14 protein-coding genes are annotated in these 12,531 nt (G+C 59.1%); 1 reads left to right on the forward strand and 13 read right to left on the reverse strand.

The features are described from left to right. Positions 1 to 287: 287 nt before the first annotated feature. The 12 genes from QA640_RS24290 to QA640_RS24345 all read right to left on the reverse strand — a co-directional run bounded on the left by QA640_RS24290 (position 288) and on the right by QA640_RS24345 (position 10,817). Positions 288 to 491, reverse strand: coding sequence for a hypothetical protein (locus QA640_RS24290; RefSeq protein ID WP_283035466.1), 204 nt, complete (start codon positions 489 to 491; stop codon positions 288 to 290). 315 nt (positions 492 to 806) lie between these two features. Then, complete coding sequence (locus tag QA640_RS24295; RefSeq protein ID WP_283035467.1) at positions 807 to 1,355, reverse strand: recombinase family protein; 549 nt, start codon at positions 1,353 to 1,355, stop codon at positions 807 to 809. A 401-nt stretch (positions 1,356 to 1,756) separates the two neighbouring features. Then, complete coding sequence (locus QA640_RS24300) at positions 1,757 to 2,149, reverse strand: hypothetical protein (protein WP_283035468.1); 393 nt, start codon at positions 2,147 to 2,149, stop codon at positions 1,757 to 1,759. Further along, positions 2,133 to 2,525 carry a DUF5681 domain-containing protein gene (locus QA640_RS24305; protein ID WP_283035469.1) on the reverse strand — a complete coding sequence of 131 codons (393 nt, stop codon included), beginning with the start codon at positions 2,523 to 2,525 and terminating at the stop codon, positions 2,133 to 2,135. The genes QA640_RS24300 and QA640_RS24305 overlap by 17 nt, the downstream gene beginning before the upstream one ends. Before the next feature lie 296 nt (positions 2,526 to 2,821). Further along, complete coding sequence (locus QA640_RS24310; RefSeq protein WP_283035470.1) at positions 2,822 to 4,777, reverse strand: AAA family ATPase; 1,956 nt, start codon at positions 4,775 to 4,777, stop codon at positions 2,822 to 2,824. Between the two features lie 18 nt (positions 4,778 to 4,795). Further along, positions 4,796 to 5,566, reverse strand: a complete 771-nt coding sequence (locus QA640_RS24315; protein ID WP_283035471.1) for a hypothetical protein — start codon at positions 5,564 to 5,566, stop codon at positions 4,796 to 4,798. A 230-nt stretch (positions 5,567 to 5,796) separates the two neighbouring features. Beyond that, on the reverse strand, positions 5,797 to 5,994 hold the full coding sequence (locus tag QA640_RS24320) for a helix-turn-helix domain-containing protein (protein WP_283035472.1): 198 nt from the start codon (positions 5,992 to 5,994) through the stop codon (positions 5,797 to 5,799). An 89-nt stretch (positions 5,995 to 6,083) separates the two neighbouring features. Beyond that, entirely contained in the window at positions 6,084 to 6,803 is a 720-nt protein-coding gene (locus QA640_RS24325) for a hypothetical protein (RefSeq protein WP_283035473.1), read from the reverse strand. Positions 6,804 to 6,876: 73 nt separating this feature from the next. After that, positions 6,877 to 7,092 (reverse strand): hypothetical protein, encoded by a 216-nt coding sequence (locus QA640_RS24330; protein WP_283035474.1) that lies wholly within the window; start codon positions 7,090 to 7,092, stop codon positions 6,877 to 6,879. 16 nt (positions 7,093 to 7,108) lie between these two features. Further along, positions 7,109 to 8,794, reverse strand: a complete 1,686-nt coding sequence (locus QA640_RS24335) for a DUF3631 domain-containing protein (RefSeq protein WP_283035475.1) — start codon at positions 8,792 to 8,794, stop codon at positions 7,109 to 7,111. Positions 8,795 to 9,133: 339 nt separating this feature from the next. Further along, on the reverse strand, positions 9,134 to 9,568 hold the full coding sequence (locus QA640_RS24340; RefSeq protein WP_283035476.1) for a hypothetical protein: 435 nt from the start codon (positions 9,566 to 9,568) through the stop codon (positions 9,134 to 9,136). Further along, positions 9,540 to 10,817: a site-specific integrase gene (locus QA640_RS24345; protein ID WP_283035477.1), complete on the reverse strand. Its 1,278-nt coding sequence runs from the start codon at positions 10,815 to 10,817 to the stop codon at positions 9,540 to 9,542. The genes QA640_RS24340 and QA640_RS24345 overlap by 29 nt, the downstream gene beginning before the upstream one ends. A gap of 981 nt (positions 10,818 to 11,798) precedes the next feature. Here QA640_RS24345 and QA640_RS24350 point away from each other — a divergent pair. Then, positions 11,799 to 12,029: a hypothetical protein gene (locus QA640_RS24350; RefSeq protein WP_283035478.1), complete on the forward strand. Its 231-nt coding sequence runs from the start codon at positions 11,799 to 11,801 to the stop codon at positions 12,027 to 12,029. Here QA640_RS24350 and QA640_RS24355 read toward each other — a convergent pair. Then, positions 12,017 to 12,370, reverse strand: coding sequence for a hypothetical protein (locus QA640_RS24355; RefSeq protein WP_283035479.1), 354 nt, complete (start codon positions 12,368 to 12,370; stop codon positions 12,017 to 12,019). The two genes, QA640_RS24350 and QA640_RS24355, sit on opposite strands and share 13 nt — an antisense overlap. Between the last annotated feature and the right edge of the window lie 161 nt (positions 12,371 to 12,531).

The raw sequence follows: 12,531 nt of genomic DNA on the forward strand, positions 1-12,531 counted from the left end.
CTACTGCACAGCCCGGAACGGATCGGCCGAGTCGACGGTTCCTATATGCGCGGCTGTTGGAGCCGCGTGTGGTCCCGTCGCCGCTTCCCCTCATTGCCCCGATGGCGGCGGGGCCGGGTAACGAGGAGGCGACGATGCGCCTTCACATCCATAACCCTGCGATCGACCTTGTCGCCCTCGCAGCCGGCACCGTTCTCGTGCTCGGTTTTATGGCTGCGATCGCTGTGCTGGTCCGCTAGGAAAAAATTTCGGGGCGTAGGTGTGTACGGGCCTACGGGCCGGGCCGGCTAGTGGTGGCGCGCTCTGTCACCGTTGGCGCCGCCAAACCTATCACCAAACTTATCACTGGCCTCGGCGGTGTCAGACTCCACCAGCTGCTCGGCCTCTTCCCATGCGGCGGCGCTGGTCAGAAGTCCGGCGAAGACGACCTCGCCGTTGACGGTGACGGCATAGGTGCCGTCGTTGAGGTGGAGGATCTTGACGGTGGTCATGGTGTCAACAGTTCGGCAACGCGCTCGTTGCCGACGCGTTCCTCACCGGCCGGAACGCGTAACTTGAAGCCCGCCGCCAACCCACAGGCGCGGCGCGCTCGCGCGTACGTCCTTTGATCTATCTCAATGGCCCCTTTGGTTCTCCGCGAACCCTACGCCCAAGCCCTCATGCTCAGAGGAGGCGCGCCGGATCATCGGAGGGCAGTCCCGTTTTATACCGCTACACACAGGGGGTGTACGTCACCTTATTGACGATCGTTATGGTTCCTCGGGAGGTATGGGGTATTTATTCGGATGGTCTTGCCGGGTGTTCAATCATCTCATCCGCGAAATCATCGATTTATCGACACCATAACTGCGCGCAATGTCGGTCATCGATTCACCTGCCGATCGCCGACGCAATGCCTCGGCGCGCTGATAAGCCGAGAGTTTGAACTTCGGTCCGAACTTCACACCATCGCGCTTGGCACGTTCGCGGCCCGCCCCAGTTCGCTCGCGGATCAGTTCGCGCTCGAACTCAGCAATCGCAGCCAGCAACGTGGAGAGCAGCCGTCCTTGCGGAGTGCCGGTGTCCCAGAGCGGGTCGCCCAACGATTTGAACGCCGCCCCAGCCTTGCCGATGCGGTCGATCAGATCGAGTAGCTCGCGGGTGGAACGGCCGAGCCGGTCCAGCTTCGTCACGATCACAACGTCGCCCGGCCGCAGCTTGACCATCAGTTTCGCCAGTTGCGGCCGGTCCGCCCGCACGCCGGAAATCTTCTCTTGGTAGACGGTCTTGCACCCAGCGCCCGCCAGTTTGTCCAACTGGTCGCTCAAGTCCTGACCCTGCGTCGAGACTCGGGCATATCCAATCAGCGTACCCATGATCGCGCTCTATTGTGCAAATAAGATACGCAATATCTAAGTTGTTGAAATGATTACGTCACGGGTCTGTTGCACAAATTTCAATTTGCGCAATTGATGATATCAATCCCGCCTGTCGTCAGGCAGACGCCTTCTGCCGCGCTTCAAGGGCTCGAAACCCGATTCTGCACAACTGCGCCAGGGCCGCCTCGATAGCCGCGTCGTCGTTGCGTTGGTCTTCCGTGAGTAGCCCGAGCGCCACCCACGCGGCGATTGTCCGCTCGGCATGGGCAATCTCAATGCTGAGCAGCTTAGTGCCTGCTCGTTGACGTCTGCGATAACGACGCGAATATCGGCGAGCCTGCGCGCGCTTACGAAGTAGCCGCTCAACTCGCTCTGAGAGCCTGCGCGGCATATTGATATCAGTGCCGCGCGGGAGCGGGACGCCGCAGCCAAGACTGATCCGCTACATCAGCCTGCTGTGGCGGCAGGAATAGCCATTGCTTGGGTGGGCGCAGCGACAAACGCCGGCTAATGTTTTTTAGATGATCGGACACGGCTGTATAACCTAGCGACCGCAGCACATGCTCAGCATCACGGACGTCCTCACGATAAGGCGCAGCGACCCTGAGCAGCGCGTCGATTACCTCGACCTCATTCCACCCCTCACGGCGCGCAACTTCGATGCAGTAGCCGAAAACTTCAGCCTGTGTTCGCAGCGGCGAGAGATCATAGCGGCACTCACGCGGCGGCGTACCGCCTTCGGCAACCCGGCGGCGGATTTCGGCAATCTGCTCATCAGTCAGGATCGGCATCATCGATCTCCTCAGCCTCGATCACCTTGGCGATGCGGCGGCGCGACGATGGCGGCTCGTTGCCTAAAAGGTCAAGCGCCTGCCGGAAGGTCGTCACGAACTGGACCGCGTCAACGCCGACGCTCAAATCAACATGTTTTGGTAGAAGCGACGCAACTATTTTCACGAAGCCTGTTGGGTCCTCCACGGCGCAGGTCTCTAGGGCACGAGCACCGTGCTTTTGCCACGTCGCGCGCAGGTCTTCGAGGAAGGATTCTGACATCCTGTTGCGCGAACCTAGCGCCCGACCCTTGGGATTACCGGACTGCCCGGGCTGCCACGGCGGCGCCCGACGCTCCATGAACTTCTTTTTGCGGTCACCCACGAAATCGGCCATCCCGATTCACCGTCAAGGAGGACTGAACAGAGTCTCAATCCTACCATGATTTGCCGAAGTTGAGCGTCAGGCATGATGGCTAATATGGTGCAGGCACACTGGCAAGGTGGGTGGGCTCACAACGCGTACAAAGTGTGGGGCAGAGTACCCGGGGCCGGTGTCGCGCACGGACCCCTATATGTGAAACACATAGGAGCGCGACGGCGTCGTCGCGCTTCCTATGTATATAGGGGGGAGCACCACGACGCTGGATGCGCGACGGAGCGCGACGTATGCTCGACGGGAGCGCGACGCTTTTACACTATTATTAGTCTGGAACGCGGATCCGATGGCCTGCCGTAGGTCTCAACGCGAAGCTTTTCGGCCTTGAAGAGCTGCCGCATGGCCTCCTCAAGCTCTTCCTTTTTGAGCCTGTGCTTTTTTGCTTCATCTTCACGGGCGAAGGCCGTGGGCGCGTAGTTGTTGGCATTTTTCTTATCGCAGACGTTTCGCCCCTCTACGAGGAATCGCCGTAGCAAGTCAAGGAACACCACTTGCGCCTTGGCCTCCCGCGCCAGCTTGTCGAGGTTAGAGATCCCACCTTCGGGCAGGAACAAGCCGCGCTGATAGCGCAGCACGATGCTCTCGCTGCAGGGGCCATATTGATTTTTCTTAAACTCGAATTCGCGCAGATCATTATCATCGCGTTGCTCGCCATCGTCGGCTTTGACGCCCTTGAGGTATTGCCGGAAGCGGAAGGCACCGTGCCAGGCGGTCGAACCGGAGATACCCGAGCCCGAAGCGATGCCCTGCAAGCTGGGGTGGCTCAGCACGGTGACCGATCCGTCCGAGACCATGGCCAGTGCCTGCATATGCATCGCGAAGGCGTACACTTGGACGCGGTCGATCTCACTACCGGCAAAGGCGCGTGAGAGCGTATCGATCGAAATGTTCTTGGGCTTGATGTCGCCTGCGGCTTCATAAACCTGGCGATAAAGGCCGGTCACTTCCACTTTGCCGCCTCTGGTGAGTGCGCAGAGCGTCGCATCCTTACCGAGCAAGGGCAGAATGTGGAGTCCGCCCTCGATCAGCTCGCTGAACGTCAGACCGTAATGCCCGGCGATGGCCGCGAGCCGGATATGGATTTCGTCGACATCATCCTCGGCGCCGAGATAGAAGGCGGGTCCGGACTCAGGCAGAGACCCCAACCAGTCCTTGCCGGCAACATGGGCAACGTCTTTCATTAACTCGATGATGCTTTTGCCGGTGCCGCCTTCGCCCGAGAACAAGCCGGCCTGCTTGAGCGGCACACGGTCCCGGATTGCCCATTTGCGTTCGGGGACGGGTTGATGATCCCAGGTTGACATATCGAGCCATGGCAACGGGAGGGGTGGCGTCGGGTCGGAACTTGTTCTTTCCTCTGCGTCAATTTTGGCTCTAGCACTCGACACCATTGTCTGGATCTCGTCGAGCCGACGCCACTTGCGGTCCGGATCGACATCTTGCAGGTCCCCAACCGCCTGGTGCAGGAAATTGACGACCGCGCCGTCCATCATCTTGGCCCGCAGGAGTGACATTGCGAAAGCGGTCAGCGCGTCATGATCGATCAGGTTGCCAAGGTAGTAGCTCCAATTGGCAGGGCCATCATTGTGGTCGTGGTCAAAGCCGTTGCCACCGCTCTGCTGTTGTCGCCGCTTGCGCGTGAAGCCATGGTCGCGGCAGAGCAAGTCCGCCGCTTGGTCAACGAGTGTTTGCGCTTCCTCTTGATTGATGTAGGGCAGGTCATCGTGTTTTATGGGCCTTCCCGGCTCGCCGCCGAACCAGGAGTACGGCTTGTGGGTGTCCGGATGGATGCCGAAAGCGACAAACTGCTGACCATCGGCCAAAAATTCGAGTTTTTGCTCGTTGCCATCTGGCGCGATTAGCGTGATGGCAATCTTCTTGAAAGGCGCACCGGTGCGGAATGGGATCGCGCGCTTGGGGGTAGCGCCGAAGCGGCACAAGATATAACCGCGTTCCTCAAATCGCTCGCGCGTGAGCGCCTCGACGGCATCGACGCCTTCAGGATTCTTGATGTCGATATCGAAGGTCGGTGTGTACTTGGTCAGGATTCCGGTATTGCTTGCCGCCGGATATAGCTGCTGCCAGATGTCGATATCCCCGCGCGAAGCGTAGGGACGATCTGACCACGCACCGAGCACCGCGCGTTTACCTTCGACCGGCGTGATATCAAAACCGGCTTCCAGAAGATCGATGCGCTCGGGAGTGGTCATGATCGCCCCAACGACAGGCTAGTATGGAATCTCGTCGTCCATGTCGTTGCGGTCACTGGCTTTCATCGCCTTCGCCGCCGCTACTTTCTCTGCCGGTGAGATCGGCGGCGAGATGGGCTTTACGATCACGCTATCGGTCGGTTTCCCTTGAAAGTCCACCGCTCCGAGCGAGAGTTCGATCACCTTGCCGACCCACTCATCGGAATTCCTGCCATAGGCCCGCACGAGGGCTCGGCAGTTGGTCGTGTTTAGGCCGAGGACTTCGCCGGTTGCGAATACAGCTTCCGGCTTGTCGAACTTGCCGTCGCGGATTTGCGCGATCTGCATCTGCAGCGGCCCATCGCGCACGTCGTCGACCTTGATGAATTGGCCGCCTGCGTATTTCTTCATGTCCATTCTGTTTCCTTTCGCTTCGTATTGATCTTTCGTTTGTGTGCCATGCCACGGCTGCAATGCTTGACCTCCCGTGTTGGTGGGTTCCGGTGCGAAAGACGAGCGCAGCACGATGGGCTCAGTCGGGCGGCCAAAGCGCTGCAGAGTTTCTAAGATGAAGGTGATTGCAGGTGTTGAAAGCCAGCCGCGATGACTACCGCAAGCCGCGCAGACTAGGCTTGCATTGTGCTTTGCATCGCTGCCAATGACGGCGACGTTGTCGCAGCAGGGACGCTCGCGATCGATCAATCTGTCGAGCTTTATTACAAGCGCGATCAGCGGCAGGGACGATTGCGCGTCCGCACTTTGCCGACGTTGCTGCTCAGTCGGATGGTCGGATGGCGTGATGTTGCGCATAGACGTCGTCCTCTTGCGTTTCGGGACGGCGCGCGGTACGTTATCTCGTGGCTTTCAGGGCCAGCCCTAGCGTATCGTGCACCTGTGCCGTGCACCCGGCTTAACATGGCGGGGGGCGTGGGGATCGAACCCACTCCAGTCGGCGGCTCCAAACCCGACTAAAGACCGGTGGACCTTTTCCTTCCCCCGTGGACAAACCAAACGCCGCCCTAAGGGGGGCGGCGTTTGTTTTAGGCAGCATCCGAGGGCTGCTGCTCCAGTGCTTTCAGCCAAGCGCGCACGCTGTCTTCAGCGTAAAAGACCGTGCTGCCAACTTGCGTCCATGGCGGCCCTTTATGCTGGTGCCGCCAAACCTGCAGTGCGCGTCTGCTCTTCTTCAGCTGAGCCGCGAGCTCTGGCTCGGTGAGATAATGGGCGAGAATCGACATAGCCGCGTCCTGTTGTTGTTAGATGCGGCCATCATCGCAGCAATGCGATTTAGTGTTAGGGCCATAACCCCAAAAGAGTTCTTACAGGGTTATGCCCCTCCGAGCCGCCGTGCGGTCCTATGCAAGTACTCGCCTAGAGCTGCCTCTCCTTCTGGTGTTTGCAGGGGATCGCTCGTCGCGCCCTGAGCGACATCGCGCGCGGTTGACAGAACCGCCTCGACTAGACTGAGCAATGAACCTTCCCGCGCAGCGTCGCCTTTGCCGGTCCGCCCGGTCGCGTGGCGGTAGGCAAGGATCAGACCTTCAGCCAGCGCCTCGAAGGCTACCATCTTGGTCGGGCCACCCTTATCGCCTTTCTCGTCTTGCTTAAGTGCGTCGGCATGGCGGCGAGCCGCTGCAGCAAGGCCTTCAATATCAGGAGGACTTCCTGCTAGGTTCACCTCAATCGCTTTGAGTGACGGAAATCTGAATGCAGGGTCGCGATAGAAGGCCGCTGCCGGCAGATCATCGAGGGCGGCTTGCAAGCTGCATAGGCGTTTTGCTGTGGCCTGAGCCTCGCGAGCGACCCGCTTCAGCGCCTCGCGCAAGTCGCTACCGCGCCGACGATATGGAGTCGCAATCTGCGCACGCATGCACGCGTGTAGCGCCTCGGTCACGTCATCGCGGAATTGTTTGAACCGCGCGTCTTTGCGTGTCAAGCCGATCTTTTTCGCCCACAGCTCGACGTTCGAGGCGACGGCATCGTCGACAAGCTTGCGCGCCTGGTCGAGAAGCTTGGGCACGGTGTTGGGTGTTGTGGGACTTACCATCGCGCGCCTCCGTGGCGCAGAGAGAGGCGCGGCGGCAGCGCGTTCACGGAATACGCGCGTTCGGCTCGTCAGCCTAGCCGCCGCACAGGCAATTTAGCGCACAGCCGGACCAAGGCAGTGAACTACTCGTGACGGATTCGAGCATCGCGTTTGCCTGCTCGATGACGGCAAGTGTCTTGACCTGCGGCCAGTCGCGCCCCCGGCGTCTCCCGCTTCCGTTACCGATCAGGGTCGCGGCAGTGTCCTTGGCACTGTCGCGCTTGAGAAACTCGTGCGTCTTTATCGCCATTGATCCAATCATCTAATCATCGTCGCTTCGGACGCTTCAGCGACTTGCTGTTGTTTCGCTTCTTGCCCGGTTTCTTATCGGGTGATTGAATGATTGGATCGTCAGGCAGGTATCTCGCAAACGCATCCACGAATTGCGTGGCTTCGTAGCCCATACGCCCAAAATCCTTGCGTCCTGTGGGGTGCAGTGGCTTGGGGTGAATATCGAAGGCATCGAGCAAAAACGCGACCTGCCGCTGCGTAATTTTGCCGCCATGGTTATATTCGGCCCAAATGCTGGTTGGGTCGCAGCGCAGATAGGCCACAATCTCCTCGGAGGTCACAAACGTCTTGCGACCATCAGCGAAGATTTCCCTGAAAGCTGACAACAGCTGTACGTTGTCTGATGGACGACGCCCAGTATGGGTAAGCCGTTCCGCCGCCTCGCGTGCCCGCTCGGGCCATGGTCCGCCGGCCAGTTCCGCAATCGCCAGCAGTAGATGCCAGTTCATTGCAGCACGATTATTAAGACCGGGCAGCATGGAGGGCTTCGCATCCTTCAACGCCGCCGCGTCGTCAGCAGCCCAGCGGGCAAACTTCCGCCTCGACATGGCGAACTCAACATCATCGACTTGATGAAATCTTTCCTTCTTTTCGTCGGCCCGCTTGGGCCGCATCCGCAGCTCGATACAGCGGGTGCGCGTTGCCTGTGGCAGATTGCGCCCGAGTAAAGCGATGCCCTTCGGCGTGTAGGGGTCAAAATACACCGTCTCCCACACACCATTGATGCACACCTGGCGAGGAATCTTGGCGCCTCGTGTCCAGCCTGCGTTGATGATGTGCTTCAGGTCGCTGCGACGAACGAACAGGTCATCAGCTTCGTCGATCATAATTGTTGGCTTGACCCGATCGACATGCCGATAGAGGGACGGCCCAGTGATTTCAACGTTAAGTGAGAAACGCGGCACCGCGCGGCCAATAACAGCGATCAGCGTGCTCTTACCACTGTCAGGCTCGGCGCTGGTCGCCGCCAGAAGCGGCGAATGGATCGGCACGCCGTGATCGTAACACCAGCAATGCGCCGTCCAGAGCACGGCTGCCGTCAATTGGTGCGGTTGAAGTGCAACATAGCGGGAAATCTTATCGCAAAACTCTGAGAGCAGCACCGCAACGTCGACGGGCTCCGGCCACGGCTCGGTCTCACTCGGCGCTTCTTCACCGCCTTCGATGCCAAGGAAATCCTCACACTCTTTGCGCAAAACTGCGACATCTTCGCCGAGCCGTTCCGCGAGCCGTCCCAGCTCCTTCGCTTGTCGGGCAACAGGCAGCCGGGCGAGGGTCGCGAAGCCCATGATCTTCTCTTTGCTCTTATGGGCGCTTTCTTTCTCCGCGCGGCGCTTTTCCTGCTCCGCCTGCTTCTCGGCCTGCCGCTTGACGCGCTCGGCTTCCTTCGCAGCCTGTGCCTTCTCTTTTGCGAGTTGTTTCTTCTTCCGTTCTTCCGCTGCCTCGCGCTTGGCCCGCTCGTCGATGATCGCCTTGACTGCAGTCTTCAGGATTGCAGAGGTGGTGCCCAGCGCCTCGGCCCGCAGCGGCTGTGACAGTTGAAAAGCGCGGTCCAGCTCGGAGAGACTGGCGAGACGCTCGGCCTCGACCTGGATGCGGCGCAGCTTTTCCTCGTCGAAGGGCCGAGGGCTCGGAAATTCGATGATGCCGTGCTCGGCCATGTCGTTCTCCATCTTTCAGTCCGCCTTTTGCGGGGCCATACGGGCGCGGTCGAACGTTTCGAGATCCCCGGCATCCCAGTAGCGCACTTTGTTGATCCGCATGGGCTGCGGTAAAATCCCGGCCTCAAGCCATCGGTCAATAGTTCGCGAGGTCACGCCGTAGCGCTCACACAAGGCGCGCGTTGGCAGCTTTCTGACCATGTTTTGGGATGGGGCTGTGCTCTGCTTATGTCTCGACATCGTGCATCATGTCTCCGTCGATGCTGTCACGATGTACGCCGCGTCGGCTTTGCAGGCGAGCAAAAGGTAGTCCGCTATACTGGGCAGTATGCTGGACTCTCAGCGATGCTTGAGCCGTTCGAGGATTGGACTCCATTCGTGCCAGATCTCATGCAGGCGGCTTCGCTTGATGCCAAACCTTTCTCCCGCCATCGACATCGCGCGCTTCACCTGATCACCCTTTTGCAATCTTGCCGCGATGAATTCGGCAACCATTTTTTCAGCCTCTGCATTGGACCGCTTGCCTTCGCGGCGATTTTTGAAGCCGATCGTGCGCTCGACCTCATCGCGATCAGGATCGATCAAGTCCGCCAGGATGCAGCGTAAGCCGAGGTCGAGCGGCGTGGAGGAGCGCAGCATGCGCGCAAGAGCCCGCCGGGCCTCCAGGTATTCCGGCGATCCTTCCTTCAAATAGATCCGGGTCGGCAAGCCGTGCCTATCCTGCGCCGCGCGACCGCAGATCAATTCAATGATCCGTTCCTGGTCTTTGGTCATGAGTCGGCCTCGTATTCGGGACCGAGCCAGCGCCCTTGTCTCTGATGAGGCTGACGACGTAATCGCCCCATTTCTGCATCGCTTCCCTTTTGTCATCCAAATATTCTGCAAAATTATAATGCCCACGCACGCCGCTCCTTGCGACGCCGACATGGTTGAGAAGCGCGTCCGCGATATGGGGCGGGATTTTACAAACGTCCTGGCCGAGTCGATCAAACGTGCGTCGAAGATCATGCAGAACCCATGGCCGGACTTTGTCGCCAAGCCGCTCGTCCAGTGCGGTCTTGCATTTCGACCATCCGCTAAACCCCCCCGCGCCTTCACCAAATACAAAATCACTTCCTTCTCGCGCCTTACGCTTCTGCAAAATAGCGATTGCCTGTTTCGAGAGCGGGATCAGAAACCGTTCTTTGTTTTTGGATCGGCCCACCCGCGCCGGAAGGCTGATCAGCCGGTCCAGCACTGGCACGTCGCTCTGATCGAGTTTCAATTCCGTTTTGCGGTCGAGCTGGCCAATCTGATCACGCCTCGCGGCGGTCAGGATCAGCAGGCGGACGATGTCGCCGTAATCATCATCGCCACAGGCGTTCCAAACCGCAACGATCTCCTCCGGTTCAAGGAAGTGATCGCGCTTCCTGCTCTGATATTTTTTGGTGTTCTCGACCGGATTGTATTCCACGCCGTATTTGGCTTCCGCGATTGCCCAACCAAAAAAGACCGAGAGCGCAGCTCGCCCCCGACTCGCGGCAATCTTGCCATTCTCTTTGACAATACATTCGATGTGCTCACCGACTGTGGCGCGGTCGATCTGTGCCAGCGGGATCTTGTGGAGGGGGCGGAAGTAGGGGCTACGCTCGGTGCCGTTGAGGTACTGCTTGGTACGCTCAATATAGTCCTGCGAACGCCCATTGCGGCTCATTTCCTCAACAAAGGCATCGACCAAATCGGGGATATGGACGCCATTTTGCACCGCTGCCTTGGCGCGTTCGACGGCAGGATCAACCCCCTCCCCGATCTCAACAAATTGTCGCCTAGCCCATGCGCGCGCATCCGCCAGCTTAACCTTTGATACCGGCTGAAATGCCAGCCGCCGGTCGCGCCCGCCAATGCCGTACCGGATGCCGTAGATACCAGCGCCGCCGTTGCGAAAGCGGATGCCAAACCCCGGCGTCTTATCGTCCGGCTCCCAATGGTCCGCCTTGGCGGCGGGTGGCTTGATCTTCTTGACGTTGGTTTCCGTGAACTTCATGGAGTGTCCATTGTTGCCGCGGGACGCCTATGGGACGGAGCCAGGTGTCTAGCGATGTCCGATCCTGTCATGTAGGTCACAAGGTACTGCGGTACAATCCCCCTGTTCCAAAGGGATTTTGTCGGATGATGTCCGAAGATGTCGTCCCACGGAACGGGAATTAATTTGACTTTTAATCACGGGGTCCTGGGTTCGAGCCCCAGCGCGCTCACCAACAAAATCAAGCACTTACAGTTTCATTTGAACAATCACGACCAAGATAAAATAGGCCGCGGGTAACGTGAAATTGAGATCGCGCTTGGTTGCGCCATTGGCCCGGCGGCCGAAGCCGAAGGGCTAACGTTTCGGGAGAGAACATTCGCTAAGCGAATTTGCTCTCAGAGCGCCCTGCCCCACGAACGGATTCGGTTGCGGTCGGGACGAAGCCATTTTACCGGCCCCATGAAAAGATCCTGAAACAATCCGTCCCTAGCGTCATACCCCGTCAAATCGGGGGCGTCATCACATGTTCGAATATCTCATCAACCTGATCTACCGCCGGTCATGCCTGACCAGCCTGAACGCAATCGGCAAGCGTCGTTTGGCTGCCTGAAGGCGCTGTTCATGCTCGACGTGAGAATTGCCCAGCGCGGCCGCAAGGGCTGGGAATGGCGCGTGATCCACTCCGACGAAACGTTGCTTATGAGGGGACGAAATAGAACGCGCCCCGAGGCCCGTTACCAAGCCTATCGGGCACTCCTCCTTTTGCTCGCTTCGCAACCCGGCAAAATGAAAACGGTCCCCCGGGGCTGAACTGGGGACCGTTCTGCTTGGCAAGTACGAGCAACCGGATGACCGCTACGCAAGCATCACTAAATAACCGAAATCGGCCCGGGGCAACGTCACAAGAGTTGTAACAGGAGCCGAAACCGATCGAAGGGGACTTACTTACGCGAACTGATCGCGCAGGGACCGCCTGCCTCACCACCCACTGATCGCGGCATGCGCAGACCTTCCCGCCGCCAGAACAACACGCTTCCCGATGGCCGCCCCGTGAAGATCACCTTAGGCGAGATGCGCGCGACGGGCGTCCGCGATCTCCTGGTGTTTTGTCAGGACTACAAGTGCAGCCACAACATCAAGCTGCGCCCTCCTCGCGCAACGCTTGCCGTGTTCACACCGATCCAGCCAATCTCAAATAGCCCGTCACCCAGCGCCATTCACGCTGCTTGACCTCCGCCAGAGGCGCCTCCCCGCGGCGAAGCTTCATCATCAGGTGGGTCAAAAGCGACTTCATCATCGCGGGCCTGAGCATTTGCAGATGAAGAGGTTCGGATCGAACGGTCCCCGCGCGCCTTCAGGGCAATCCCGGCAAATACCCACGCGAAACTCCAGCAAATGGACCACAGCAGAAAGCCGAAACCCTTTCCGGCCAGTAGGGCGGCCAAAAACGAAAACGCGTACGAGAGGAATGGCCATTTGCGGGGCCCTCCAGCCGAGAGCACCGCTCCGACCGAGACCAGAAATGGGGCGAAAGAGATGGCTATGACCCCAATCAGCTCGATCGTGTCCATGGTGTAAGCACCACCCTGATAGGGAGTCTCAGCCTATTATTGATCTGGACGTGACCGAAGCTGGATCCCGAGTTAACCTTGATGGTCGCAATTCGAGTTAATCTTCTATAGGACGGCCATCTTGAGGAGGGCCCCTGAGGTCTTCCGTCAGACTGACGGGA

This window comes from Bradyrhizobium sp. CB82, assembly GCF_029714405.1.
Taxonomy (GTDB): Bacteria; Pseudomonadota; Alphaproteobacteria; order Rhizobiales; family Xanthobacteraceae; genus Bradyrhizobium.

Excerpts from the sequence above, each read along its gene's own strand:
- QA640_RS24325 (WP_283035473.1), bottom strand. The coding sequence starts at position 6,803 with ATGGTAAGTCCCACAACACCCAACACCGTGCCCAAGCTTCTCGACCAG.
- QA640_RS24305 (WP_283035469.1), bottom strand. The coding sequence starts at position 2,525 with ATGGCCGATTTCGTGGGTGACCGCAAAAAGAAGTTCATGGAGCGTCGG.
- QA640_RS24315 (WP_283035471.1), bottom strand. The coding sequence starts at position 5,566 with ATGCGCAACATCACGCCATCCGACCATCCGACTGAGCAGCAACGTCGG.
- QA640_RS24355 (WP_283035479.1), bottom strand. The coding sequence starts at position 12,370 with ATGGACACGATCGAGCTGATTGGGGTCATAGCCATCTCTTTCGCCCCA.
- QA640_RS24320 (WP_283035472.1), bottom strand. The coding sequence starts at position 5,994 with ATGTCGATTCTCGCCCATTATCTCACCGAGCCAGAGCTCGCGGCTCAG.
- QA640_RS24330 (WP_283035474.1), bottom strand. The coding sequence starts at position 7,092 with ATGGCGATAAAGACGCACGAGTTTCTCAAGCGCGACAGTGCCAAGGAC.
- QA640_RS24300 (WP_283035468.1), bottom strand. The coding sequence starts at position 2,149 with ATGCCGATCCTGACTGATGAGCAGATTGCCGAAATCCGCCGCCGGGTT.
- QA640_RS24345 (WP_283035477.1), bottom strand. The coding sequence starts at position 10,817 with ATGAAGTTCACGGAAACCAACGTCAAGAAGATCAAGCCACCCGCCGCC.
- QA640_RS24335 (WP_283035475.1), bottom strand. The coding sequence starts at position 8,794 with ATGGCCGAGCACGGCATCATCGAATTTCCGAGCCCTCGGCCCTTCGAC.
- QA640_RS24310 (WP_283035470.1), bottom strand. The coding sequence starts at position 4,777 with ATGACCACTCCCGAGCGCATCGATCTTCTGGAAGCCGGTTTTGATATC.
- QA640_RS24340 (WP_283035476.1), bottom strand. The coding sequence starts at position 9,568 with ATGACCAAAGACCAGGAACGGATCATTGAATTGATCTGCGGTCGCGCG.
- QA640_RS24350 (WP_283035478.1), top strand. The coding sequence starts at position 11,799 with ATGCGCAGACCTTCCCGCCGCCAGAACAACACGCTTCCCGATGGCCGC.
- QA640_RS24290 (WP_283035466.1), bottom strand. The coding sequence starts at position 491 with ATGACCACCGTCAAGATCCTCCACCTCAACGACGGCACCTATGCCGTC.
- QA640_RS24295 (WP_283035467.1), bottom strand. The coding sequence starts at position 1,355 with ATGGGTACGCTGATTGGATATGCCCGAGTCTCGACGCAGGGTCAGGAC.